This is a genomic window from Streptosporangium sp. LJ11, from assembly GCF_051918945.1.
GTDB lineage: Bacteria > Actinomycetota > Actinomycetes > Streptosporangiales > Streptosporangiaceae > Streptosporangium.
Window position 1 is genome coordinate 201614 of sequence record NZ_JBPXMB010000004.1, and the last position, 24960, is coordinate 226573.

Annotated in this window: 21 protein-coding genes; 5 read left to right on the plus strand and 16 right to left on the minus strand. The window is 70.3% G+C overall.

The annotated features are described in order from the left end of the window. The first annotated feature begins 76 nt into the window (after positions 1-76). From ACTOQ3_RS07895 to ACTOQ3_RS07905, 3 genes are all read left to right on the plus strand, one after another. Positions 77-1105, plus strand: a complete 1029-nt coding sequence (locus ACTOQ3_RS07895; protein WP_440082738.1) for a neutral zinc metallopeptidase — start codon at positions 77-79, stop codon at positions 1103-1105. A gap of 409 nt (positions 1106-1514) precedes the next feature. Then, the gene (locus tag ACTOQ3_RS07900; RefSeq protein WP_440082739.1) at positions 1515-2087 is read left to right on the plus strand and encodes an SGNH/GDSL hydrolase family protein; all 573 of its coding nucleotides are present in this window, start codon (positions 1515-1517) and stop codon (positions 2085-2087) included. A gap of 433 nt (positions 2088-2520) precedes the next feature. After that, positions 2521-2829: a hypothetical protein gene (locus tag ACTOQ3_RS07905; RefSeq protein ID WP_440082740.1), complete on the plus strand. Its 309-nt coding sequence runs from the start codon at positions 2521-2523 to the stop codon at positions 2827-2829. Between the two features lie 294 nt (positions 2830-3123). Here ACTOQ3_RS07905 and ACTOQ3_RS07910 read toward each other — a convergent pair whose 3' ends face one another. The 3 genes from ACTOQ3_RS07910 to ACTOQ3_RS07920 all read right to left on the minus strand — a co-directional run bounded on the left by ACTOQ3_RS07910 (position 3124) and on the right by ACTOQ3_RS07920 (position 10775). Continuing rightward, positions 3124-4683, minus strand: a complete 1560-nt coding sequence (locus ACTOQ3_RS07910; protein WP_440082741.1) for a cellulase family glycosylhydrolase — start codon at positions 4681-4683, stop codon at positions 3124-3126. 191 nt (positions 4684-4874) lie between these two features. Beyond that, the gene (locus ACTOQ3_RS07915; protein WP_440082742.1) at positions 4875-7676 is read right to left on the minus strand and encodes a glycoside hydrolase family 9 protein; all 2802 of its coding nucleotides are present in this window, start codon (positions 7674-7676) and stop codon (positions 4875-4877) included. Positions 7677-7838: 162 nt separating this feature from the next. Further along, positions 7839-10775: a glycoside hydrolase family 48 protein gene (locus ACTOQ3_RS07920; RefSeq protein WP_440082743.1), complete on the minus strand. Its 2937-nt coding sequence runs from the start codon at positions 10773-10775 to the stop codon at positions 7839-7841. 502 nt (positions 10776-11277) lie between these two features. Here ACTOQ3_RS07920 and ACTOQ3_RS07925 point away from each other — a divergent pair. Then, positions 11278-12177, plus strand: a complete 900-nt coding sequence (locus ACTOQ3_RS07925) for a manganese catalase family protein (RefSeq protein WP_440082744.1) — start codon at positions 11278-11280, stop codon at positions 12175-12177. An 81-nt stretch (positions 12178-12258) separates the two neighbouring features. Here the strand turns inward: ACTOQ3_RS07925 and ACTOQ3_RS07930 are convergent, their stop codons facing one another. Then, the gene (locus ACTOQ3_RS07930; protein ID WP_440082745.1) at positions 12259-13455 is read right to left on the minus strand and encodes an ice-binding family protein; all 1197 of its coding nucleotides are present in this window, start codon (positions 13453-13455) and stop codon (positions 12259-12261) included. 379 nt (positions 13456-13834) lie between these two features. Here ACTOQ3_RS07930 and ACTOQ3_RS07935 point away from each other — a divergent pair, with 379 nt between their 5' ends. Then, positions 13835-14116, plus strand: coding sequence for a hypothetical protein (locus ACTOQ3_RS07935; RefSeq protein WP_440082746.1), 282 nt, complete (start codon positions 13835-13837; stop codon positions 14114-14116). Between the two features lie 336 nt (positions 14117-14452). Here ACTOQ3_RS07935 and ACTOQ3_RS07940 read toward each other — a convergent pair whose 3' ends face one another. The 12 genes from ACTOQ3_RS07940 to ACTOQ3_RS07995 form a co-directional block, all read right to left on the minus strand. Beyond that, positions 14453-16033: a cellulase family glycosylhydrolase gene (locus ACTOQ3_RS07940; RefSeq protein ID WP_440082747.1), complete on the minus strand. Its 1581-nt coding sequence runs from the start codon at positions 16031-16033 to the stop codon at positions 14453-14455. A gap of 409 nt (positions 16034-16442) precedes the next feature. Further along, on the minus strand, positions 16443-17837 hold the full coding sequence (locus tag ACTOQ3_RS07945; RefSeq protein ID WP_440082748.1) for a serine/threonine-protein kinase: 1395 nt from the start codon (positions 17835-17837) through the stop codon (positions 16443-16445). Next, positions 17824-18885, minus strand: a complete 1062-nt coding sequence (locus ACTOQ3_RS07950; protein ID WP_440082749.1) for a LacI family DNA-binding transcriptional regulator — start codon at positions 18883-18885, stop codon at positions 17824-17826. Before ACTOQ3_RS07950 ends, ACTOQ3_RS07945 begins: the two co-directional genes overlap by 14 nt. 48 nt (positions 18886-18933) lie before the next feature. Next, entirely contained in the window at positions 18934-19488 is a 555-nt protein-coding gene (locus ACTOQ3_RS07955) for a GNAT family N-acetyltransferase (protein ID WP_440070413.1), read from the minus strand. 91 nt (positions 19489-19579) lie between these two features. Then, positions 19580-19909, minus strand: coding sequence for a DUF2516 family protein (locus tag ACTOQ3_RS07960; RefSeq protein ID WP_440082750.1), 330 nt, complete (start codon positions 19907-19909; stop codon positions 19580-19582). Positions 19910-20135: 226 nt separating this feature from the next. Further along, entirely contained in the window at positions 20136-20657 is a 522-nt protein-coding gene (locus ACTOQ3_RS07965; RefSeq protein ID WP_440082751.1) for a hypothetical protein, read from the minus strand. A 3-nt stretch (positions 20658-20660) separates the two neighbouring features. After that, positions 20661-21191, minus strand: a complete 531-nt coding sequence (locus ACTOQ3_RS07970) for a helix-turn-helix domain-containing protein (protein ID WP_440082752.1) — start codon at positions 21189-21191, stop codon at positions 20661-20663. Between the two features lie 243 nt (positions 21192-21434). Further along, positions 21435-22358 carry a M56 family metallopeptidase gene (locus tag ACTOQ3_RS07975; RefSeq protein WP_440082753.1) on the minus strand — a complete coding sequence of 308 codons (924 nt, stop codon included), beginning with the start codon at positions 22356-22358 and terminating at the stop codon, positions 21435-21437. Further along, entirely contained in the window at positions 22359-22724 is a 366-nt protein-coding gene (locus ACTOQ3_RS07980; RefSeq protein WP_362678251.1) for a BlaI/MecI/CopY family transcriptional regulator, read from the minus strand. It abuts the gene before it with no gap. A gap of 61 nt (positions 22725-22785) precedes the next feature. Continuing rightward, on the minus strand, positions 22786-23316 hold the full coding sequence (locus tag ACTOQ3_RS07985) for an N-acetyltransferase family protein (RefSeq protein ID WP_440082754.1): 531 nt from the start codon (positions 23314-23316) through the stop codon (positions 22786-22788). A 59-nt stretch (positions 23317-23375) separates the two neighbouring features. Further along, positions 23376-24179 carry a class I SAM-dependent methyltransferase gene (locus ACTOQ3_RS07990; RefSeq protein WP_440082755.1) on the minus strand — a complete coding sequence of 268 codons (804 nt, stop codon included), beginning with the start codon at positions 24177-24179 and terminating at the stop codon, positions 23376-23378. A 2-nt stretch (positions 24180-24181) separates the two neighbouring features. After that, a complete protein-coding gene (locus tag ACTOQ3_RS07995) occupies positions 24182-24919 on the minus strand; it encodes an SDR family oxidoreductase (RefSeq protein ID WP_440082756.1) in 738 nt (245 codons plus the stop codon). Positions 24920-24960 lie beyond the last annotated feature (41 nt).

Consider the following 24960-nt stretch of genomic DNA (forward strand, 5'->3'; position numbering starts at 1 on the left):
TCCCGCTCATAAACCCGTATGTGTATATATCCGCTAGATTGCCGCCCGGAGATCCACTCTTTGGAGAGGCGGTCGCATGCGCCCACGGGGGTCGAACCCGCTGGCCTTCGGCGTACTCGGTGTTCTCGCCCTGGCGTTCGCCACGGTCGTGGTGATCGCCGGTCTGGCCGGTGAGGAGAAGTCCGAGGTCCCCGCCGGCCCCGGGACCGCACCGGTGGCGACGGGAGGCGCACCCCCTCGGCAGACGGGGGACACCGAGATCACCACGCCGGACTTCACCCCGCCGGAGAAGCTGGACCTCGGCTCGCTGGGCGGCGTCGAGATCGCGCCGGTCGCCGCGGCGCGGAACATGGCCGTCGACCTCCGCTACATGCGGCGCTCGGACACCACGGCCCGGCTCAAGCGCAACCCGCTGTACGGCACGGGCCTGATGCGCCGGACCACCTGCCGCGCCCCGCGGCCCTCGACCCAGCCCCGCGACATGCTGGCCTATCTCAACGCCGTCACCGGCTGCCTGGAGCGGGCGTGGTCGGCGAAGTTCTCCCAGGCCGGCGCGGTCTTCCTCCCGGCGCGCAAGGTCTACTGGTCCCGTCCCGGACGAGGCCCCTGCGGGACCTATCCCGACAACTCCGCCTCCGCCTATTACTGCCCGTCCAACCGGGGCATGTACATCGGCCTGAGCCATGTGATCGAGCAGAGCGGCGACGTCGACCCCGCCAGGAACCACGTGCCCTACCTGACCGTGCTCGCCCACGAGTACGCGCACCACGTGCAGAGCATGGCCGGTATCGGCGGAGCCTGGTGGTGGGAGGTCTCCAGCAAGTCCCGGGCCGCCCAGGACTCCCACTCCCGCCGTCACGAGCTCCAGGCGCAGTGCTTCGCCGGGGCCTTCGTCCGCACCGTACGGGAGCCGCTGGGCGTCACCGCCGCCCGCTGGCAGGAGGTGCTGCGGACGGAGTTCGGGCGCGGTGACGACCAGAACGGCAACCCCCGGCGCGACCACGGCAGCGGTGAGCACTACGCCGCCTGGCTCCACCAGGGATGGAAGTACGCCAGGATCGCCTACTGCAACACCTGGTCCGTCGGCCCCTCCGATGTGAGCTGACCCACCCTCGCCCCGTTCCCCCGCCTGGCCCCGGTGGGACGGGGCCAGGACCGTCACGGGCCGGCGGTGCCGCTCCGAGCCGGTGGAGCGGCCGCAGACGAGCGATGCCGTCGTGGTCGATGAGCCGCCCTGATCCGGGAGGGCCGGGCCGGAATCGCGGGTCCGATCGTGTTCGTGAGGCGGAGTCGCCACGGTCGGCGGCGGACATCTGCAATCATGTCGGGAGTCCGACGTTTCCCGAGGTGGCATGCGCGCGCCCGTACGTAGACGACCGTGGACGCTGGCGGTCGCGTTTCTTGTGGCGATTTCCTGCCTTATATCGGGATGCAGCCTTGGCGGTGGCGCGACCACGCCGCTGGCCGCCGGCACGGACCTCCCGGCCGCCTCACCGCGCCCGGCCCCGCTCGTCATGATCGTCGGCGACAGCTTCACGGTCGGATCGGGTCCCGTACGGGCATGGGACGGCTACGCGGCCAGGGTCGCGCGGGAGCTGGGCTGGCAGCTGATCACCGCGGGCGCCGCGGGAACGGGCTTCGTCAATCCCGGCCGGGTGGGCCGGACCTTCGAGGACTCCTTCGTCAAGGAGCTCTCCTGGCGCCCCGAGCCCAACATGTTGATCATCTCCGGCGGGCGCAACGACCGCCGGATCGGAGCCGCGAGGGTCGAGAACGCGGCCGTCCACCTGCTGGAGCTGGTCAGGCGGCGATGGCCGCACACCAGGATCGTGCTGGTCGGCCCGATCTGGATGACCAAGGCTCCCCGGTGGGCCTACGACGTGCGGGAGGCCGTCCTGCTCGCCGCCGACCGGCAGGAGGTGCCCTTCCTCGACCCGTTCGAACCCCTCGGCCCGCACGGCCGGGGCTGGGGTCGCGGAGCGGTCCTGCCCGACGGCGTCCACCCGACCCTCGCCGGCCACGTACGCCTCTCGCGCTGGATGGTCTCCGCGCTGCAGAAGTACGGCGTCGAGGCGCGTCCTTCCTGAGGGCACGGGACCGGTCGGCGGAAACGGTGCGCCGGGGGAAGGCCCGGGAAGCCCATGAGAGCTCGGGAAGCCCGGGAAGCCCGGGAACGGGTGGGCGTCGCGCTCGCCCGGCACCGTCTTCCGCCACCGGAGCCGAGCGCGGAAGCCCGTCCCCGGCCCGGTTCTCCCGGCCCTGTTCGCCGGCGCGGTCTTCATGGACCACATCCCTCGATAGCACATAAGGGACATTTCGCCATAAAGCTACCCTTAAGTGTTCGACGATCCCCATAAGCCGACAATCGTAGTGTAAAAGGACTGAATTATCGTTTATGGGAACAGAAGGCAGGAAAGTATGACAAGCGGGGATGGGTCATATCTATCCATCGCTAATGATTTCCGACTGATCCAGAAATATCGGAAATCGGGGTAATTGAACCTTTCGAGGGGAAAAGCAATGCCCAAGTTCAAGAGTGTTATCGCAGGGCTCGCGTTCAGTGTGGCGCTGACCGGCGGGGTCGTCGGAGTGGGTGCGGCGACCACCGTCGCGAGCGCCGCCACGACGACCACCGCCGTCACCGCCGCGGCCTTCCCGACCTGGGGCGGGGGTGGCTGCCGCCGCGGCTGTGGCGGCGGCTGGGGCGGCTGGGGACGGCACGGCGGAGGCGGCCGCCACCGCGTCAAGGTACGGATCAACAACCACAACAACAACAACAACTACCTGTCGAACAGGAACAGTAGCGGCGGCTTCGGGTTCGACGACTGACCGGATCTCCCGATCGCCGGAGCACGCTCGCGACCTGATCCGGGCGCGGCGCGGGGGAGTCCCGTGGCCGGTGTGAACCGGCCACGGGGCCGCGGCGAGACCGCCGGTGACGGCGGCCTCGCCGTCGGCGTACGGCCGCAGGGACGGCTCAGCCGAGCGTCTTGGCCACGTCCTGCCGCCGGTCGGCCGGCGCGGCGTCGATCGCGTGGGCGCGACCCCGCTCCTGCCCGGTGCCGGACCCCGAGGTTCCGAGGTCCGAACGTCGAGCGGGCCCCGGGAACCGCCGGGGTACGTCTAGGAGACGGTGGGGGTGGGCGGGGCGCCGGTGCCCGACCAGGTGCCGATGAAGCCGAAGACGACGGAGCCCCCGGCGGGGACGGATCCGTTCCAGGCGGCGTTGGTGAAGGTGAAGACCGGGGGAACAGCGGAGAGGGTGGAGCTCCACGCCTGGCCGATGTTCACGCCGGAGGGGTAGGTGAGGACGGTTCGCCAGTTGGTGACGGCCGAGGCACAGCGGACGGTGACCTCACCCTGGAAGCCGCCCTGCCAGAAGTTGCCCGTACGGTATGTCGAGGTGCAACCGCCCGGCGAGGTCGGGGTGGTCGTGAAGGTCGCCGCCGCCGAGGCGGCGGAGGTGTTCCCCGCCGCGTCGCGGGCGACGACGGTGACGCTGTACGCGGTCTGCGGGGTGAGCCCGGTCAGGGTGATCGAGTTGATCGCGGACGAACCGAGCTTGGTGGTCCCCCGGAAGACGTCGTAGCCCGTGACCGCGCGGTCGTCGGTGGAGACGGCCCAGGACAGCCGGGCGCCGGTCGAGGTGATGTCCGAGGCGACGGGGGTGCCGGGGCGGGTCGGCGCCTGGGTGTCGGGGGTGCCGGTGCCGCCGTAGATCGTGGCCTCGACGGAGGTCTGCGCGATGCCGTTCGCCCCGTTGAACAGGCGCTGTCCCCAGGTGGTGAGCCTGGTGACGTCGAAGCTGGTCACCTGGTCGAGATACTCGACGCCGCCGCCGTTGCCGCTCCACGACCAGCCGAGGTAGCCGACCCCCCTGGCCTGCGCCTGGGCCATGATCGTGTCCTCGTCGGGGTTGCCGTCGGAGTGGTCGAAACCGAACTCGCCGATCACCAGCGGCAGTCCCGCCGTCTGGAACGCCTGCAGGTAGGAGGTGACCTCGGCGGCCGTGTCGAACACCCCGTACATGTGGACGGAGAAGACCGTGTTGCGCTGCGGGTCGGCGGCGGCGACCGTGGCCGCGTTGTCGCGCATGGTGAAGTTCCAGTCCTGGCCCCAGTTGGGCGCGTCCACCATGATCAGGTGCTGGAACCCGTTGCTCCGCAGCCGGGTGATCGCGGCCGAGGTGGCCTGGGTCCAGCCGGGGGTGGTCGCGTTGTTGCCGAAGGGCTCGTTGCCGATGTTGAGGACGACGTAGTCCTCCTGGCCGACGATCGCGCTCTTGACGCTGATCCAGTAGTCCACGGCCTGGTCGAGGGTGTACGCGCCGCTCTGCTCGCCGTACCCGGTGGTGTCATGGTTTTCCAGGACACAGATGAGCTTGTTCTGCTTGCAGAGCGAGACGACGTTCGCCACGTCGGCCGCGCCGTTGGCGGTCCACCGGCCGCCGCTGAGCACCACCCTGACGGTGTTCGCGCCCAGCGACTTGATGTCCGCGAACGAGCCGGTCTGGGTCGCGTACCAGGTGTGCGCGTGGCTGGTGCCCCGCATGACGAACGCGTTGCCGTTCGCCTCGAGGATCCGCGTGCCGCTCACGTGGAGACCCGTGGCGGCGTGGGCGGGCGGTACGGAGAGGAGGAACGGGAACAGGAGCGCCGCGAGCAGCGCCAGTCTGGTGCGCATGACCTACCTCGGTTGGGGGGGTGCCCGGCCGGGCGGAGGGGTCGTCGCGCCCGGCCGGGGCGATGAGGCGTCCGGGGAAGGAACGGACGCCTGGACAGCGGGGAGCGGGATGCCGGTTCGCTCCGCGGGCCAGTAGGGCGAGGGGGCCGGGGCGCTCCGCCGGCCCGTGGTGCGGGCCGGCGGAACGGGGGTCAGCCGGTGGTGCAGGTCACCGGGACGGGGACGCCGTTGGTGCCGTTCTGGGTCCCGGTGAAGCCGAAGGACGTCGAGGCGTTCGGGGCGAGCGTGCCGTTCCAGTTCAGGTTCCTGACCGACACGTCCGCTCCCGTCTGGGTGTGCGTGCCGCTCCAGAGCTGGCTGATCGTCTGGCCGTTGGGGAACCTCCAGGTCACCGTCCAGCCGTTGATCGCCGAGGTGCCCTCGTTCTTGACGGTGACCTCGCCCTGGAAGGCGCCCTGCCAGTCTCTGATGACCGTGTACGTGGCCGTGCAGCCGCCCGCCGGGGCGGTCGTCGTGGTGAACGCGGTGCTCTCGGAGGCGGTGGAGGAGTTGCCGGCCGCGTCCTTGGCCACCACGGACACGGTGTACGCCGTCGCCGGGGTGAGCCCGGTGAGGGTGTGGGAGGTGCCGGTGGCGGTGGCGACCTTGGTCGTTCCCCGGTAGACGTCGTAGCCGCTGACGCCCACGTTGTCGGTCGAGGCCGTCCAGGTCAGGGTGGCGCCGGTGGCGGTGATCGCCGAGACGGCGGGCTTGCCCGGCCGCGACGGCGCCTCGGTGTCGTCCTCCGGGGCGGTCGTCGTGGTGAACGCGGTGCTCTCGGAGGCGGTGGAGGAGTTGCCGGCCGCGTCCTTGGCCACCACGGACACGGTGTACGCCGTCGCCGGGGTGAGCCCGGTGAGGGTGTGGGAGGTGCCGGTGGCGGTGGCGACCTTGGTCGTTCCCCGGTAGACGTCGTAGCCGCTGACGCCCACGTTGTCGGTCGAGGCCGTCCAGGTCAGGGTGGCGCCGGTGGCGGTGATCGCCGAGACGGCGGGCTTGCCCGGCCGCGACGGCGCCACGGTGTCCACCGGCTCGTCGCCGGGCGGGTTGCCCCACACCTTCGTGGTGCCCGCGTAGACCGTCATGTTCTGCGCCCGCACCGGGGTCGCGCCCGGCGTGGTGGCGATGCCGGTGTACGACCAGTCGTTGGACGGGTCCCACGTCCCGGTGCTGGCGATGCGGAACTGCACCTCGCGCCGGTGCTGCGACTGCCCCGCCGGGGCGATCGAGGTGTTCGAGCAGTCGATGGTGACGTAGTAGGTCTTCCCGGACAGCAGGGTCGGCCCGGTCGGAGCCTTGCACTGGTTGTAGGCGGACGTCACGGAGACCTGGCTCGCGGTCGTGGTGCCGTCGAGGGTGAAGTAGTAGCGGAACGAGCCGTTGTCCAGCGGGCGGGCCGGCCAGGCCGACTGGTTCCGCACGATGGCCTTGATCTCGGTGAACGCCGAGCCGGAGGCGTTCACCCCGGCCTCCACGAAGATCTCGGGGCCGTCGGGGGTCTCCGCCACGGGGAAGTTCGCGGCGGGGGCTCCGCCGTACTCGCGGTAGAGGCGGGCGAGGGCGCTGGTGAAGCCCGCGTTGTAGTCGGTGGCGACCTCGTTCATCACGTAGTCGTCGCGCTTGTCGGTGTACTTGTCGTCGGGGTCGGGCGGGCCGCCGACGAGGGCGCCGTACAGGGTGTGGCGGGTCTCGACCGGGTTGGTCATCTGGTCGGTCCACGAGCCGTGCGCGGTGCGGTGGTGCGGGTTCTTCGGCGGGTTCGCGCCGAACCCGATCATGTACGAGGAGCTGCGCGGGTTGTCGCCGAGCGCGTAGTTGATCTGCCTGACCGCGAAGTCGTGATATCTCGCCTTACGGGTCGCGTCGGTGATCGAGTCCGAGTGGACCAGCGCCGCGAACGAGGTGTTGGCCGCGTAGCGCAGCGACCCCCACCGGTCGAGCACGGCCTGCCCGCCGGGCGAGTACCTCACCCGCTGCCCGTTGACCCCGACCGTCCAGAAGTCGAGCCAGCGGTTGGCGTCGTCGAGATACTTCTGCTTGCCGGTCAGCTTGTTCAGCAGCACGTAGGCGCCGTAGGACTTGTCGTCCCAGGCGATCGTCCACTTGTAGGACTTCGTGGTGGACTGCGGCTCGGTGCCGAGGTTGTCGTAGTACGACTCCGCCTTGGCCAGGTAGGAGGCGTCCTGGGTGGCCCGGTGCAGCCAGATCGCGCCCCAGACGAGCTCGTCGTTGTAGCCGCTCCACGACTGGTAGTACCCGGACGCGTCGGTGATGCAGTCGCTGTACTTCTTCCGCACGGTGTCGGCGAAGGTGTAGAGCTGCTTGGCGTGCGTCACCAGCGTGTCGGCGTAAGTCGGATTTGTCGGGCGGAAGACGATCGACGAGGCCGCCATCGCCGCCGCCGTCTCCCCGGCCAGGTCCGACCCCCCGCACGAGGCGTCGATCTTGTACGCGGGCCGCTCCATCTGCATCGCCTCGGCCGGGCCCCACCAGGCGTGGTCCTTGCCGCCGTTGCCGACCTGCCCGTACAGCACGTTCGCCGACGGGTGGGCCTTGATGAAGTAGTCGTTGACGAACTTGAGGTTGTTCAGCAGGTGGGTGAGCTGCCCGGAGGAGGCGTACGCGTCGCGGTACTCCACCGCGCCCCAGGCCAGCATCGTCGCGCTCGCCGCCATCGGCAGGCCGAACTTGACGTGGTCGCCCGCGTCGTACCAGCCGCCGGTCAGGTCGAGCCCGGCGTCCTGGCCGTCGCCGAGCCCGGACGGACCGCGCCAGCTGACGCGGTTCCAGCTCGGCAACGCCCCCGACTGCTGGGCCTCGTAGAACCAGATGGACTTCTGCAGCGCCTCGCCGTACGCGAAGGCGGGCGCCGCGGCCTGGGCGCCGGTGGCGGGCACCGTCACCGGCACGGCCGCCAGCGCCAGCAGCGCGAGCGCCGCCAAACTTCTCTTCATGGGGGGTGTGCCTCTCGGAGGTGGTGCTCGGGGCGTGGCAGCAGGTCAGGGGTGCCACCACGCCCCGAGGTCTCAGGGGGGTCGGGCCCGGGTCAGGTTCGGCCCGGGCTCGGGTCGGGCCCGGGTCCGGCCTGGGGGAGGGCCGGACCCGGGGGCGGGGGGTCAGGGGAAGAGGCGTCCGTACTCGGCGAGGGCGACGGCGACGTCCACCTGCGCCCAGAACCGGTGGTAGTTGAAGGACGGCGCGGGGCCGGTGCCCTTCAGGTAGGCGTCCACCTTCGGCCAGTCCGGGTCGTTCTTGTAGAAGGACCGGATGGACATGAAGGTCGAGCTGGAGTTGATCGTGTCGCCGTTGGGCATCTTGCCGGTCCAGCCCGGGGGCACGTAGACCGGGTCGTTGAGGCGGCTGTAGTCGGCCTTGGTCTCGGTGACCGACACGCCCTTGGCGTCCTGGTTGTTCCTCCACAGGCCGTCGAGCAGGCCCTTGGCGACCGTCTTGGCCGTGGCGTTGCCGGACTTGGCCGCGTAGTACATCAGCACCTTGGCGTACGAGCCCGCCACGCCCACGTCGGTCGTGTAGTCCCTGATGCTCACGTGCAGCCCGGAGTTGGTGCCGGGGTTGCTCGGGTTCCAGGTGTCGGGCTGGCCGGTCCACACCAGCGTCGAGGGGATCTGGTAGGTCCCGTCGGCGTTGATCGTGGTGTTGTCGGTGGCCCACTTGACCCACTTGTCCAGCACGATCTTGGCGTCGGCGTTGCCGGTCGCGTAGTACAGCTCCGCGACCCGCTCCATCGACCACGCCTGGAAGCCGAACCACTGGTTGGACGGCGGGTCGTGGTAGACCGGCTGCCAGTCGTAGGCCATCCCGTAGAAGGTGGGCAGCGTCGACGGCGGGGCCGCGTAGTGGCCCTGCCAGCTGTTGGTGGCGCCACCGGCGATCGCGCCCTCGGACGACTGCAGCCAGCGGTAGAACTCCATCTGCCGCTTGGTGCTGGTGGTCCAGTCCTGCACGGCGGTCGCGCCCTTGGGCTTGAGCGCGTCCACGCTGGACAGCACCCACGCGGCCATCGGGTTCTGGTAGCCGGAGTGGTTGTGGCTGGAGCCGATCCGCCAGGCCCAGCCGGCGGAGGTGTCGTAGGCGCCGCCCCAGGCGTAGTACCAGCTCAGCAGGTAGGCCGAGCTGTCCTTGCCGGTTCCGGCCGGGCACGAGGTGCTGGTGCAGCCCTGCTTCTTGAAGTACTTGTCGTACATCGCGTAGCGCAGGTAGTCGCCCATCTTCGCGGCCTTGGAGATCGTGGACGAGACCTGGGCCTCCTTGCCCTGCTCCTTGGCCCAGGTGTGCGCCCAGTAGGCGACCTGGACGGCGCGGGCGTCGGCGTCGGGGGCGTTGGTGTACTTCCACTGCTTGGCGTAGGAGCTGTCACCGGTGAACAGGTCCAGGAACCCGTTCGGGCCGCCGTGCTTGAAGGTGTCGCAGGAAGGCTGCGGGATGGTCTCGAAGACCGACTCCTCCGGGCCGCGCTGGTAGGTGTTGATGTAGGCGGGCTTGGTGGTGCCGTCGCCGCAGCGGCCGAAGCCGTAGGTGTTGTCCACGTCCAGCAGCCAGTGCATGCCGTAGACGTCGCTGGTGCCGTACGCCGTCTTGAGCTCGTTGGCGATCGGGTCGACGCCGACGCTCACGCCGCCGTCCAGCTTGGACGGGTACTGCTTGATGTCGTCCCACTCACCGGCGTACGTGGCGGGCTTGGACGGGTTGTAGTTGGCGTTGGTCGGCTGGTCGGCGGTGGCCGGGATGATGTACTTCTCCATCGAGGCCCAGGCCTCGTTGAACTTGGTCCAGTCGCCGGTCACCTTGCCGTAGGCCGCCTCCAGCCACAGGTAGTAGCTGTAGGCCTCGGAGGTGGTCTCGTGCCCGTGGTCCGGAGCCTCGACGAGGAAGGTCTCGACGGAGTGGTAGGGCACGCCCTGCGGCGAGAAGTAGCCGTTCGCCGGATCCTTGATCTTGTTGTACATCTCGGTGAAGCGCTGGATGTACTCGTTGTCGCCGCCGGTGGAGTCGTTGTCGACCTCGGTGGCGGTCGCCTTGGCCGCGGTGTGGCCGGTGGCGGTCGAGGTGAACTCGGCGCTGCCGGAGGCCTCGTCGGCGTCCTCCGCCGCCTCGACCCGTACCGTCTGGGCCGTGTTCCAGTTGGCGGTGGTGAAGGTGAGCGACGCGCCGGAGGAGACGGTCAGGTCGGTGTCGCCGCTCGTCCTCGCGGTCGCCACGGTGACGCTCGCGGACGGGGCCTTGGAGAGCTTGACCGAGAGGTTGGCCGAACCGCCCTCGGGGACGGCGATCGTAGCCGGGGTGACGACCACGGCGGGGGGCAGGTCGGCGGTGGAGGTGATCCCCACGGGGGCGGAGGTGGTGACCTCGCCCTTGTCGTCGGTGGCCTTCGCCGTGATGGAGTAGCTCCCGGCGGCGACGCCCGTCCAGTTGTAGGTGTACGGCGCGGTGGTGTCGGTACCCAGCAGCGTGGTGCCGTTGAAGAATTCGACCTTGGCGATGGTGCCGTCGCTGTCGGCCGCGTTGGCGGCGATCGGCACCGTCGCGGGCGCGGCGAAGGTGGCCCCGGCCGCCGGACTGGTGATGCTCACCGTGGGCGGCAGGTTGATGGGGGCGCCGCCGCAGGTGGTGCCGTTGACCGTGAAGGCGGTCGGCTTGGGGTTGGAGCCGGACCAACTGCCGTTGAAACCGATGCTGGTCGAGGCGCCGGTGGCCAGGTTGCCGTTCCAGGCGAGGTTCCGGGCGGTGACGGCCTGGCCGCTCTGCGCCCAGGTGGCGCTCCAGCCCTGGGAGACCCGCTGGGTGGTCGTCGGGAAGTTGAACCCGAGGGTCCAGCCGGTCAGCGGGTCGCCCAGGTTCTTGATGGACACGTTGGCGGTGAAGCCGCCCTGCCAGTCGGTGGTGTTGTACGTCACGTCGCAGGAGACGGCGGCGAGGGCCGGGGAGGCTGCCAGGGCGGTGGTCGTCCCGGCCGCCAGGCTGAGCAGCGCCAGCGCGGCGATCCGCCTCCGGAAGCGTGGGAGCGCTCCCGCTTTACTGGGGAACAGATGCATGAAATGGGCCTCCGTGGGTGGGGATCGATGCGAAGTCGCTGGTGGTGGCACCGCATCGGATCAAGCAAGGGAGAGAGGGGGTGGGAGCGCTCCCATAAGGGATTCTGGAGACGGTGAACGGGATGTCAATGGCATGCGCCCCCGGTTACACCGATGTTTCGCGGCCCATGCCGCCAGGCTGCTGCGATCCGGAAGGCCTTTTTCGCGGGTCATGAAAGTTTCATGACTTTCGATCTTGCCAGCCGAGTGCTTGCTTGTGGATATGCGTTCTGGCCTTCACGGTCGCCGCGTTCCGTGCCCGCCGCGACCGACGACGATCTGACCGAAATTTTGGATCGCGACTGATCTGCACGAGTGTGTCGCTCCTGCCGGTCCACCGGTGAGTCTGGTGGGATTCGTAAGTGACCCCCGCCATGTTCACCAGCGGGGTCGCGCCCTTCCGTCGGCAGGCGGCGTGCGGTCCCGGACGGCTCCACCCGGGGCCCGAGCCGAGGAGCGGTTGATGTTCCTGCACACCAAGCATTTGCAGTTCGAGGCCAAGCCGGAGAAGCCCGACCCGGTCTACGCCCACAAGCTCCAGGAACTGCTCGGCGGCGCCTACGGCGAGATGACCGTCACCATGCAGTACCTGATGCAGGGCTGGAACTGCCGGATGTCCGGCAAGTACAAGGATCTGATCATGGACATCGCGACCGAGGAGATCGGTCATGTCGAGATGATCGCCACCATGATCGCCCGCCTCCTGGAGGGGGCGCCCGCCACCGCGACCACGAAGATGGCCGCCGCCGACCCTGTTGTCGGTGCCGTGCTGGGCGGCATGGACCTCCAGCAGGCCATCGTCTCCGGAGGCGGTCCCCTGCTGGCCGACAGCAACGGCTACCCCTGGAACGGCCGCTACATCGTGGCCAGCGGCAACCTGCTGGCCGACTTCCGCGCCAACGTCGCCGCCGAGGCCCAGGGCCGCCTGCAGACCGCGCGGCTCTACCACATGACCGACGACCCGGGCGTGCGCGACATGCTCAAGTTCAACCTGGCCCGCGACACCCTGCACCAGAACATGTGGCTGAAGGCCATCGAGGAACTCCAGGCCGACGGCCTGGAGGACGTCATCGTCCCGGACGACCTGTTCGACGAGGAGTACGCCGAGCACGCCTCGGCGATCTGGGACCTGTCGGAGGGAACCGAGGGGACGCTGGGGGGCTGGGCGTCCGGCCCGCAGCCGGACGGTCGTCACGAGTTCTCCTACCTCCTCGATCCCCGGCCGCTCGGCGGTCCCGCCACCGCGCCGCCGCCCGACCCCAAGCTGTACGCCACCTACGACGGCAGCATGGGCGAGCCGGCCGGTCCGGCCCTCGGCACCGAGGTCGGCCCCCTGGGCAAGCTCAAGGACAAGCTCACCTGACCCGCACGCGGCGCCCGCCGGCGGCTCGCCCCACCGGCCGCCGGCCGGTGGGGCGGATTCACAGTTCTCCGGCCCGTCCTGTCAGCGCGCGTGGCGATGCTGCCGGAATCGTGGGTGGTGACGCTTGCGTTCGCGGTGCTTCGGCCCGAACAGGGTGTAGCTGCGCGGACGCTTCACGGCGTCCCGGCCCTTTCCGCCGTCGCCGGCGGTGGCGGCGGGAGCGGCCGGACTCGCCGGCGGCGCCGGGCAGACGCCCTTGGGGCCGACGGGCACGGTCAGCACCGATGAGGCGCTGGGCTCCAGCCGGTTCGTGCCCGCGAAGGCCGCCACGAACTCATGGGTGCGCAACGGGATCTTGTTCACGATCAGTTTCGCGTGGCCGGTGGCGTCCGATGGGATCTGTTCCTGGCGTACCCCGTTGGCGAAGAAATCGACCGGCCCGGCCGGGGGGACCGCCCCCGAGGCCGTGACGGTCGCGACAAGGGTGAGGTGACCCGGCGCTCCCGGATCGCAGAACGCGGCCAGCTTGGTGGCGGTCTTCCGCTGCGGCACGACCGCGCAGGCGGATCGTGTGACGGTGGTGGTGTCCAGATTGACGGTGCCCATGTGGGCCAGGAGACGGCCGTTCACGGTCGTGCCACTGGCCGCGGTGATCGAGGTCAGCGCGAGGACGGTCCCGGCGAAGCGGGAGCCGGCCCCCAGCGAGGCCGAACCGCCGACCTGCCAGATGACGTTGCACGCCTGGGCGCCGTTGACGAGCCGCACCGTGCTGGCGGGCGCGGTGGTCAGAGCGGGAGCCCTGAGGACGAAGAGGGCGTTCGGATCCCCCCGCCCGTCGAGGGTCAGCTCCCCGCCGATCTGGAAGGCGCCCGAGATGGAGTTGTAGACGCCCGGCGCCACCGTGGTCCCGCCGAGCTGCGCGGGGAGGGAGGCGGTGCCGGGCCGCCTCGCCGCGTTGGCGTAGGCGGCGGCCAGGTCGTCCTGGGCCTGTTCGGCGACGGAGTCGTCCAGGTAGACGGCGCCGACCACGACGCCCGGCGGGAATCCGGCGGTCGCCGAGCCCGGGCTCACCCCGACCTCGCCGGTGACGACGGTGGCCCCGGTGCCGGAGACGGTCGTCCCCGCCAGGACCGCGAAGTCCGCGGCCGCGCCGAGCGTCACCGGTACCGGTACCGGCGCGCCCGCCGTGCCCGCGGTACCCGCCGTGCCTGTCGTGTGCGCCGCGCTCGCCACGCGCGGTGTCGTGGCGACGCAGCCCAGCGCGACCGCGACCGTCACTGCTCCTGCCAGCCAGGAACGGACGATATTTCGCGAAACGATATGGGGGTGACCAATGACTGTCACGGTTCCATCCTTTTCTTTTGGTATTTCTCCGTCCAGGCGCATTGCCGATGATGCGCCGTTTTTCCGAGACTACTGATCGGCGGTGTCGTGGTTGCCGTACGACATGCGGCTTGCTTTGTCGCGTTACTTATTCGTGGACAAATGAAAATGCGGGCATGTTGTTGTTTTTGGCGATATTCGGTGGGATGTCGTTCCGCCGGCCGCGGCTCGGTGGCGTTCGCGGGTCCGTTTCCACGACGAGAGGGCGTGCCGCCTGGCGGCACGCCCTCGATGGTCTCGAACGCGGGAAGGCCGGACATGGACGGTCCCGGGGGTGACGCGCGGACCGGCGATGAGCCTGCCCGCCACCCTCGACGTGCACACCGCGCTCAGCGTGGCGCCGGTGTCGGTGACCGTCGTTCCCGCCAGGAACGCGTGGTCCACGGTCGTGTCGAGCGGGGGCGCCGTCGCCGGGCTCGCCGGGCTCGCCGTACGCGGTGTCGCGGCGACACGGCGACACGGCGACACGGCGACACGGCCCGGCGCGACCGCGACGGTCAGGACCCCGGCCGGGAACGGACGGTATTTCGCGAAACGATATGGGGGTGACCAATGACTGTCACGGTTCCATCCTTTTCTTTTGGTATTTCTCCGTCCAGGCGTATTGCCGATGATATGCCGTTTTTCTGGCTCCGCTGGTCGGCGGTGTCGTATCTGTTATGCGACATGCGGGATGTTTTATTGCGTAGTTATCAAGGCATATAAGAGAGATATGGCTATGTTGCTGTTTGTGGGGGTACACGGGATATTCCGGCGGGGACGGATCCGGCGGCGAGGGCGGCGTCCGCACGACGAAGGGCCGCGTCCTTGTTTCGGCCGCGGTTCACACCACGAGAGGGCGTGCCGCTCGGCGGCACGCCCTCGACGGTTCCGTGGAACGGGGAGTCGGGGATCAGGTGCAGGTGATCCCGGACGCGCCGGGGGTGGAGGGCCCGTTGGCGGTGAATCCGACGACGACGGACTGACCCGCCGCGAGGTTGGCCGCGTGGCTCGGGGCCTTCGCGGTGAAGGTGGTCCCGCTCTGCGTGACGGTGGCGTTCCAGCCGCTGCCGAGCGTCACCCCCGACGGCAGGGTCCAGCTCACCGACCAGTTGTTCCAGGCCGAGGTCCCGGTGTTCTTCACGGTCAGCGCGGCCTGGAAGCCTCCCTGCCAGGAGTTCGTGAGCGCGTACGACGTCTCGCAGGCCGTGGTCCCCGGGGTCGGCGTGGGGGTCGGGGTGGGGGTCGGGGTGGACGTGCCGCCGCCGACCGGCGGGATCAGGTACGGCTGGAGGATGTCCTGCTTGTCCTGGTTGATGGAGGTCCAGTCATCCTTGGCGATGCCCCCGGTGTCACCCGAGTTGGGATTCCACGACCAGTAGGTGAACGACATCCCGTTCACCCCGGTGCCCAGATACTTCATCAGCTCCTGGAGCCAGACCTTGTCCACCGCGGCCTGCATGGTGGTCCCGAACTCGCCGAGCATGATGGGGGCGATGTTCTGCTTGTAGAGGTAGCCCCAGTACTTGTCCCAGATCGCGGGCATGTTCGCCGGATAGTTCGGCGCGTCGAACCACGTCTGGCGGTAGACCGAGGTGGCGTAGTCGTGCGGCGAGTAGACGAGCCGGTTGGCCACGTTCAGCCGCACCGGGAACTCCCCGGCCTTCGACAGGTTGCCGCCCCACCAGCCGCAGTCCTCGTCGTTGCTCGGGTCGTTGTCCCAGACGTTCGACAGGCCACCGCTCGGGCAGCTCACGCCCTCGACGAAGATCAGCCAGTTGGGGTTGACCGACAGCACCGCGTTGCCCGCCCGCTCGGCGGCCAGCCGCCAGTCGCGAGCGGTGTCCCCGCAGCCCCAGCACGCCCCGGTGGCGGCCGGATTGGTGCCCTCGGCGTGCGGCTCGTTGTGCAGGTCCGCGCCGATGACGGTGGTGTTGCCCGCGTACCGCTGGGCGAGCGCCTTCCAGTCGTTGATCCAGGTGCTCTCCGGTGTCGCGGCGACGTACCACAGCGGCGACTGCCCGGCCGCGGTCGGCCGGTGCCGGTCCAGGATGATCCGCATGCCCTTGCTTCCGGCGTACGCGATGACCTTGTCGAGGATCTGCAGCGGGCTGTCGCCGACCAGGTCCGGGTTGACGAAGTCGTTCACGCCGCTGGCCACCGCGCCGGGCTTGAGGGCGTCGTTGGAGAACGGCACGCGAAGGGTGTTGTAACCGAGCGAGGCCATCTTGTCGATCTGGCCTCTCCACGGGTTGCTCGACCACAACCCGTGGAAGGTCTTGTTGTCGGTCTCCATGCCGAACCAGTTGATGCCGGTCAACCGGACGGTCGCGCCCGTGCTGTCAACGATCTTGTTACCGGAGGTGCGCAGGTAGCCGGTGCCGGTTCCGCCCGCGGCACCGGCCGGGGAGGAGCCGAGCGCGACCGCCAGCGCCGAGGTGACCACGAGCGCCGCGAGCGCCGCCGGCCACCTGCGAACACGCAGGACTTTCATCAAGGGCCCTTCGAGGACGGGATCTGTACGCGAGGGGAGGGCCCCCGCGATCGAGAGGTGCGGCCGGTCGCGCTCGCCATGGTTCGGCGCCCACCCCGGTCCCGTCAACCGCCGCCGGGATCGCCGGCGCCTTTCCACGGCGGCCGCGACCCCTCCCATCTCGCCCTGTGCGGCGATCGCCCCGCCGGGCACGAGGTGAAAGTTTCACCGGCCGGTGTGGCGGGTGGCGGGAGGGACGGGCATGCCCGCGGGAGGCTCGGCGTTCGACGGGCCGGCGGGAATCGCGCACCGCACGGCCCGGCCGCCGGCTTCGAGACCGCGAACCCCGGCGGCCGGAACCCGGGCCCCCTCCACCCGAGGATTCGAGGGGGCCCGGTCGTGTGTTTCGTCCTTCCAGCCGGTCGGCTCCCTAGCCGGTCAACGCGACCGACACGAGCAGGAGCTGAGCCTCCAGAGCGTGGCGGAAGTCGTCGGGCAGCGAGCCCTCCCGGTGGCGGTCAGCGATCTTTCCCCGGATCGGGGCGAGGTCGCGGGAGCCCCAGACGCTGTTGGCCAGCACCTGCCGCAGGTCCAGGGCCACGTCCGGGCGGATCCTGCCCTCGTCCTCCCCCCTGGCCAGCACCGCGTTGAAGCGCCGCACGCTCTGGTTGAGATTGGGGGTGGAGAAGGGGATCGTCTCCACCCCCGGTGCGGATTCCGCCGCGTACCCGCCCCGCTTGGGGGCGGGGCCGGACGGAGAGGGACTGGGGCGTGGCGTCGTGCCCGGTTCGGGATAGGCGGTGGTGGGGTCGAGGACCGTGGGCGGTGCCGTCCCCCGACCCGGTGGAGCTGCCACCTGTTCCTCGTAGGAGCCGGAGATCCGGCTCCACACCAGGAGACCCGCGAGCAGCGCCGCCACCGTCGCGACCACCGTCCAGCCCACCAGCCCGTGCGCGCGCGTCCAGTGGACCGGGGACGTGGCCGGGGGCCTGAGGGCCGCGGCCAGGTCGTCGGCCACCTCCTGCGCCTTCGGCCTGGCCTCGGGCCGGTGCGACAGGCAGACCTGGCAGAGCGCGCTGATCCGCGCGGGCATGCCCGGCACCTCCGCCACCGGCGGCGGTCCCTCCCGGCGGACGTTCTCGATCTCCTCCCAGGTCCGTTCCGGGTACGGGGGATCGCCGGTGAGCATCTCGAACAGCAGCACGCCCAGCGCGTAGACGTCACTCGCCGGGTCCGCGACCGTGCCGGTGAGCCGCTCGGGCGCCACGTAGGGAGGGGTCCCGTAGTCGGAGGCCCGGTCGTCGGCGTCCTCCCCGATGAACGCCGCGATGCCGAAGTCGAGCAGCTTGGCGCCCGCCGAGGTCAGCAGCACGTTCTCGGCGGTGACGTCCCGGTGCACGATGCCCCGCTCGTGGGCGGCGGCCAGCACGGTGGCCAGCCTGGCGGCGATCGTCGCAGCCTCCGCCCACGGCAGCGGGCCCTCGTTGATCCGGTCCGACAGCGGGCGCCCCTCCAGCAGACGCATGACGACGTACGCGGCCAGGCGACCGTGCGAGGTCACGGTCTCCCCGTAGTCGTAGACCTCGATCGCGTCGGGGTGGATGAGGCGCGCGGTGGCACGCGCCTCCCTGCGGATCAGCTCGCGCTCCCCCAGGTCGACGCCCAGCTCGCCGTCGAGCAGCTTGACGGCGACCATCCGCTGGAGCGACTGGTCGAAGGCGCGCCAGATGACGCTCATGCCACCCCACGCGATCCGCTCCAGCAACAGGTACCTGCGGGTGAGCACGTCCCCCGCGCGAAGCCCGACCTGGTCAGGCGGACTCACGGACCACCAGCTCAGTGGGGAGGACGGGATTGTCACGGGGAGCACCGGCCGAGCTCATCGAGAGCAGCAGCAGCCGGGTGGCGAGCGCGGCGAACTCCTCCACCGGCTGGCGGACGGTGGTGAGCGTGGGGGAGGTCCGCCGGGCGGCGGGGGCGTCGTCGAACCCGATGACGGCCACGTCCTCCGGCACCCGGCGGCCGGCCCGGCGCAGGGTCTGCAGCGCGGCGGCCGCCATCACGTCGGAGGCGGCGAAGACCGCGTCGACGTGCGGCATCCTGCGCAGCAGCCACTGCATGCCGTGCACTCCCGACGTGTGGCTGAAGTCGCCGTACGCGACCGGCACGCCGGTCATCCCGGCCAGGGAGAGGGTCTGCATGAACCCTTCGAGCCGGTCGCGGGCGGCCGGAAGGGCCGGTGGACCCGCGATGACGCCGATGGACCTCCGGCCGCCGAGCAGCAGGTGTTCCGCCGCCTGCCGGCCTCCGTCGCGGTTGTCCATGTCGACGTGGGGGAGGTCGATGCCGTCCGGGGGACGGCCCGCACTCCGTACCGGAATGCCCGAGGCGGCCAGGGTCACCACGAGCGGATGCCTGTCACGTGCGCCGATCAGCAGGACGCCGTCGATGCCTCCGGCGACGAGCGGCGGTGTGGCGATGGTGGAGGTGGCCGCCGTGGCGGTCATCACGGCGAGTGGCACGCCGTGCCCGGTGAGGACCTCCTCCGCAGCCGTGATCATCCGCGCGTAGAACGGCTCGGTGAAGAGCCGGTGCGCGGGTTCGCAGACCACGATGGCCACGACCTGGTCGGATCGGCGACCGGAGCCGCCCCGGGGAGCGCGATGTCTTACGTAACCGAGACGCGATATTGCGTCATGCACCTGCCTACGAGTCGACGTGCTGACTCTGACTGAACCGGTGAGTACCCGGGACGCTGTGGCGGGGGAGACCCCTGCCTCTGCGGCGACCTGGGCAAGTGTGGGTAGATCGGTCATAACTTCCTCCACACCAAGATCCTGCACAGGTGGGAGCGCTCCCAGTGAACCTAGCATTGTTTCGGAAGTGTCAAAAGATGTTTCCGAAAAATCACCATGTGTATGTCAAATTTCCCTGACAACCCAGTCAGGGGCAAGTATCGCCATGATTACGGAGTCATACCATTCCCCGTTTAGACGCAGAGCGTCACGGCAGACGCCCTCCTGGACGAAGCCGATCTTGCGGTAGACGTGCGCTGCCCGCTCGTTGAAGGCGTAAACCTCCAGGGCCACCCGGTGCAGCGGCGTGGTGCGGAAGACGTGGTCGAGGGTGAGCCGGATCGCCTCGGTGCCGTACCCCCTGCCGTACGCCCGGGGGCCGATCAGCGCGATGCGCAGGTTGCAGGAGAGGTTGTCGGCGTCGAGCTCGTTGAGCACGATCTCGCCCACGTAGGCGTCGTCCCCGGCGGTGCAGATCGCCAGGTCCAGCCGGTCGCCGTGCTCGCCCCGCGAGCCGTACCAGGCCTTGAGCCCCTCGTAGTCGGGTTTGCCGTGCGAACCGGTCAGCCGGACGGTCTCGGGGTCGTTGACCAGCTCCCAGAGGCCGTCCACGTGCTCGGGACCGACCGGCCGGAGCGTCACGTGCTCTCCGGCGAGCGTGGGCTTGCGCGCGAACATCATCCGGTGTGTCTACCGGCCGGAACCTCGCCGGGCAACCCGGTTTTCCCGAGTCGTCCACGGGGCCCGCGCGAAACGACGGGCCGGGACCGGTTCACCAGGGTCCGTACGGCCCCTGGTTGCCCCCGCCCTTGCCGATCTCCCGCACGGCGGGGCGCACGTCGGCCAGGTAGATGCCCGAGGCGATGACGGACGCGATCGTGAAGATGCTCAGCACCTGGAGGTACTGCACCGCGGCGGCGAAGCCGAACAGGGCCGCCAGCCCGAGGATGACCAGCCACAGGTTCTTGGTCTGCTTGCCGGTGACCGCGAACGCCTGTGCCGGGGTCTTCACCGCGTGCACGAGCGCCCAGCCCGACAGCGCGAACACTCCGACGGCCAGGATCCAGAAGACCAGGTCCAGGGCACCGTGGATTTCGATCATCGTCTCTCCAGAACGTTCGCCTCGCCGGTCTCCCTCAGCCTAATGCCGAAAGCCCCGTTCGCGTCGTCCTCGGCCCGTACCGGCCGACCTCGGCGGCCCGTTCTCGCGCCCGCTCGTGCCGGCCCGCTTCCCCGCCCTCGCCGGGCGCGGGCCCTCGAACGTCGAAGGCCCGCACCGGAGACGACGCCGGGGCGGGCCGTGGAACCGGAGTCCGCGAGGGACTCGCTCAGCCCTTGGGCGGGGTGGACCTGCCGCTGGTGGTGGACCTGCCGCTGGTGGTGGACCTGCCGGTCGTGGTGGACCTGCCGGTCGTGGTGGACCTGCCGGTCGCGGGCTTCGAGGCGCGGGTGCCCTTCCTGGGCGTCCGGGCGGAGGCGATCGCGGGCTCGGCGGCCTCGGAGACCTCCTCCAGCTCCAGGGCGATCTCGCCGCTGGTCTTGGAGACGACCTTGCGGCCGCGGTTGGCGAACTCCTCGTAGAGCTCGTTGGCCCGGCCCGCGATCTGGTCGGCGTAGTCGCGCGCCTTCACGGGGAAGTCCTTGGCGTATCCCTCGGCCTTGCCGGCGAGCTGCCTGGCCCTCTCCGGGAGGTCCTTCGCGGCCTCGCGGATCTCCTCGCGGCGGCCCTGCAGCCTATGGATCTGCTCGGGAAGCTCGAGGAGCTTCTCGACGGCGAAGTCGCCGGCCCCGGCGACGGCGTAGAACGGCTTGGACTCGGCCAGCTTCTTGACTTCGGCGGTGATGGGCATGGGTTAACCTTCCTTGGTTTCCTCGGTGATGTGGCCGTTGCTCGGGGGGACCGCGTAGGGCTTCAACGCGGTGAGGTATTCCCCGGGGAGCGGCGCCTCGCCGTCAGGCGAGGAGTCCGCGTCACCCCGCCGGGGCTCCGGTGCGAGACGTGCTTTCTGGGAGGTCTGCGCGTCGTCGTCCGGGGCCTCGGCCTGCTGGTTCTCCTTGCGGAACGACTCGTAGATGTCGATCAGCACCTGGCGCTGGCGCTCGGTGATGAGGTGGTCGGCCCTGATCGCGGTCAGCACGTCGCTGTCCGGCTCGCGCTCCTCGATGAGGCCCGCCTGGACGTAGAGTGCCTGCGACGAGATGTGCAGGCCCTTGGCGATCTGGTTCAGGATCTCGGCGCTGGGCTTGCGCAGCCCGCGCTCGATCTGGCTCAGGTAGGGGTTGGAGACCCCCGCCGCCGCGGCGAGCTGTCGCAGGGAGATCTTCGCGTGCGTGCGCTGCTCGCGGATGTACTCACCGATCGAGCCGACCTTGGGTAGTGCCATGGGTCGAGTCTGCCGCATCGTGCTTGCTATTGCAAACGGGTTGGCTAACACTTGCAAGCACTTTGGGGTGAGTTTGGCTATAGACGGACGAATCCGGCCGGAACTCCAGGGTGAGACCCGGGTTCGGTATGCGGGCCGGTCGCATCTTCAAGGCGGTTCAACGCGGCATCTTCAAGGCGGGTCGACGCGGCACCGGCTCCGGCGGGGCCCGGTGCGGGCCCGCGACGGGCCTCGGCGCGGGTCTCAGTACGGGACCAGCCAGAGCAGCGGCGCCGACGACGTCAGGGCGACGGAGAAGGCGACGATGGCGTAGCGGATCCCGCGTGGCAGGACCGGGATCGGGTTCACCAGGCGCTCGACCCTCGCCATCACGGCGGCGGTGGAGTTCGCGGCGCCCAGCGCGCCGTGCGGGGCCGGGACGGCGCCCGCGGTGCCGAAGCGCAGCAGGGCGGTCGCCAGGCGGCGCGCGGAGCAGCAGCGGCGGGCGACGTCGTCGGCGGCCATCTCCACGAGCAGGCCGACCTCGCTCTGCGCGTCCTTGACCACGCGCGACCAGGGCAGCGCCCGGCGCAACGCGGCGAAGGGCAACAGCACCAGGTCGTGCCGCTCGCGCACGTGGGCGGCCTCGTGGGCGAGCACCGCGCTCAGCTCGTCGGCGGAGAGCAGCTTGAGAGCCCCCTCGCTGACCACCACCTGGGAGCGCAGGCCGGGCACGCAGTAGGCGGTGGCGCCCGGGTGGTCGAGCACCCGCACGCCGGGGACCACCGGGTCCTCCCTGGCGATCAGGGCGAGCAGGGTGCGGTGGCGGTGGCGGGCGCGGAACGTCTGCGCGCCCGCGGCGAGAAGCACCAGGATCAGCACGGCCAGCGCGGTGAGCCCGGCGGCGAGCGCGACGATCCTCGGCAGCTCGTACGGCTGGGGGAACCCGCGTCCGCCGGCGAGCGAGGAGGCCACGAACTCGCGCAGTCCGTGCAGCACGCCCTCGTCATAGGGCTTCAGCGCGTAACCGAGCAGGGCGCCCGTCCCGGCCAGGCCCCAGGTGACCCCCAGCGCCTGCCACAGGACGATGGCCACGTGCGGAGCGCGGTAGGTCCACCGCGCCCGGGTGAAGCGCCAGGCGCCGACCGCGCAGACCAGGGCGAGCGTCGCCAGGGCTGCCGCGGTCATCTACTCGTCCTCCAGCTCCTCCAGGTCCGTCAGGGCCCTGCGCAGGATGTCGGCTTCGGTGCCGGTGACGGCCTGGGCGAACCGGGTGAGGGCCGCCGACCGGTCACCGGTCATATCCAGCGCTTCCAGCATAAGCTCCGCGACGTAGGCGTCGCGGCTCTCCGCCGGTGCGTACCGCCACGCGCGCCCGTCCCGGGTGCGGAGCAGGAACCCCTTGCGGGTGAGCCGGTCGAGCACGGTCATCACGGTGGTGGGCGCCAGGTCGCGGTCGGCGATCAGACGCCCGACCTCCCGCGCCGTCACGGGAGATGGCTGTGCCCAGATGATGTCCATGATGCTGCGTTCAAGCTCGCCGAGACCCTTCACGCATCCAAGCCTAACTCCCGCACCACGAGGGGTAGTACTACGGGTTGTCGAGTGACGTGCGTCACAGCTGTTTGACCATGTAGATCTCGTCCCGGTCGTCCCCCGGAGCGAGGCGGATCGCCCGCGGGATCCGGCCGACCTCCACGTATCCCAGCCGGCCGTAGAAGCCCTCGGTCCCGGTGCCGCCGCGGACCGTAAGGTGCAGCGCCTCCACGCCCAGGCCGCGGGCGGCGTCGTCGGCGGCGCGCATGAGCAGCGTCCCGTAGCCCTTGCCCTGGTGCTTGGGATCGACCATCACGCGCCACACCCAGCGCCAGTGCGCCCGCAGCCACGACTTCCCGTCGCCCAGGACCAGCCAGCACGCCACCCTGCCCTCCGTGTCGAACCCGACGAGCAGATGGTCGGGGTCGTCGCGGGTGGCGTCGCAGGCAGCGAAGGTGGCGGTCGCCGTCTCCAGGATGTCGTCTGAGGTGACCGGGGGGACGAAGCCGACCGACCCTCCGGCGTTGACCACCTCGGTCCAGCACTCGACGAGCTCGCCGGTGAGCGCCGGGGTGAGTTCGGGGTCCACCACGAACCGCAGTTCTGCCATACGCGGACTTTACCAAATATATGTAAACAACTTAGGGTTGCCTTACCAACGTTTCGAGGTCACCTCGGGGCGACCGCGGCCCAGGGAAGGGTGATCTCGCCGAGCCGCCAGCGCGCCCGGCCGCCCAGCGGCGGGTGCCCGGCCAGCGGCCAGGTCCCGGCGAGCGTCTCGGCGGCGGCGATCCAGCGCTGCCGGGAGCCGTACGAGCTCAGGGGGGCGTTGACGGCCCAGGCCCGGTCGAAGTCGCGCAGGAAGGCGTGGACGGGCTCGCCGGGGACGTTGCGGTGGATGAGCGTCTTGGGCAGCCGGTCGGCCAGGTCCGAGGGGCGCTCGAAGGCGTCGAAGCGGGCCGAGAGGGTGAGCGTCCGGGGCCCCGAGCGGTCGAGCCCGGCCCAGACCGCGCGGTGGCCCACCTCCGAGCAGGTGCCCTCGACGATCACCCCGCCCGGCGCGAGCCGTTCGGAGAGCATCGCCCAGTACTCCCACGCCTGCGCCTCCCCGTACTGCCGCAGCACGTTGAACGCCCTGACCAGCAGGGGCGGCCGCGCCACCGGCAGCTCGAAACCGCCCAGCGTGAACGACAGTCCCGGACGCTCGTACGGCTTGGCCGCCGCCACCCTGGCCGGGTCGATCTCGACGCCGACGACCTCGACCGAGGGGCAGACCGCGCGCAGCCGCAGGAACATCTCCAGGGTCGTGGTGTGCGAGGCCCCGTACCCCAGGTCGACCACCAGCGGGCGGACGGCGGAGCGCAGCAGGCGGCCGTGCGCGGCGACGACCCAGCGGTCGGCCCGCCGCAGGCGGTTGTGCCCGGTCGTCCCCCTGGTGATCGCTCCTATCGGCTTCTCCGTTGGCCTCCGCACGATCAGACGCGGTGGACCTTGTGCTGGGCGGCCTGGGCCCGGGGGCGGATGACGAGGCGGTCGATGTTCACGTGGGCCGGGCGGGTCACGCACCAGGCGATGGCGTCGGCCACGTCGTCGGCGGAGAGCGGGTCGGGCACGCCCTCGTAGACCCGTCCGGCGGCGGCCGAGTCGCCGCGGAAGCGGTTCAGCGAGAACTCCTCGGTGTGGACCATCCCGGGGGCGACCTCGACGATCCTGACCGGCTGACCGACCAGTTCCAGCCTGAGCACCTCGGTCATCGAGGTCTGCGCGTGCTTGGCCGCGTTGTAGCCGCCGCCGCCTTCGTACGAGACGAGCCCGGCCACCGAGGTCAGCATCAGCAGCACGCCGTCGCCCGACTCGATCAGCCTGGGCAGCAGCGCCTGGGTCATGCGGAGCGTGCCGATCACGTTGACGTCGTACATCCGCTGCCAGTCGGCGACCTTCCCGCTCGCCACGGGCTCCAGGCCGATCGCGCCCCCGGCGTTGTTCACCAGCACGTCGCAGCGCTCGAGCGAGGCGGCCAGCTCGTCCACCGACTCCTGTGACGTCACGTCCAGGGTGACCGGGCGGATGCCGGGCACCTCGGCGGCCAGCTCGTCGAGCCGCTCCCTGCGCCGCGCCGCGGCCACCACCTCGAAGCCCTCGGCGGCGAGCCTGCGGGCCGTCGCCTCGCCGATCCCGCTGCTGGCCCCTGTCACCACAGCTGTCCTCTTCATGGACCCCCATCCTGCCAGGAAGCACCGGGGCCGCCCCGCCC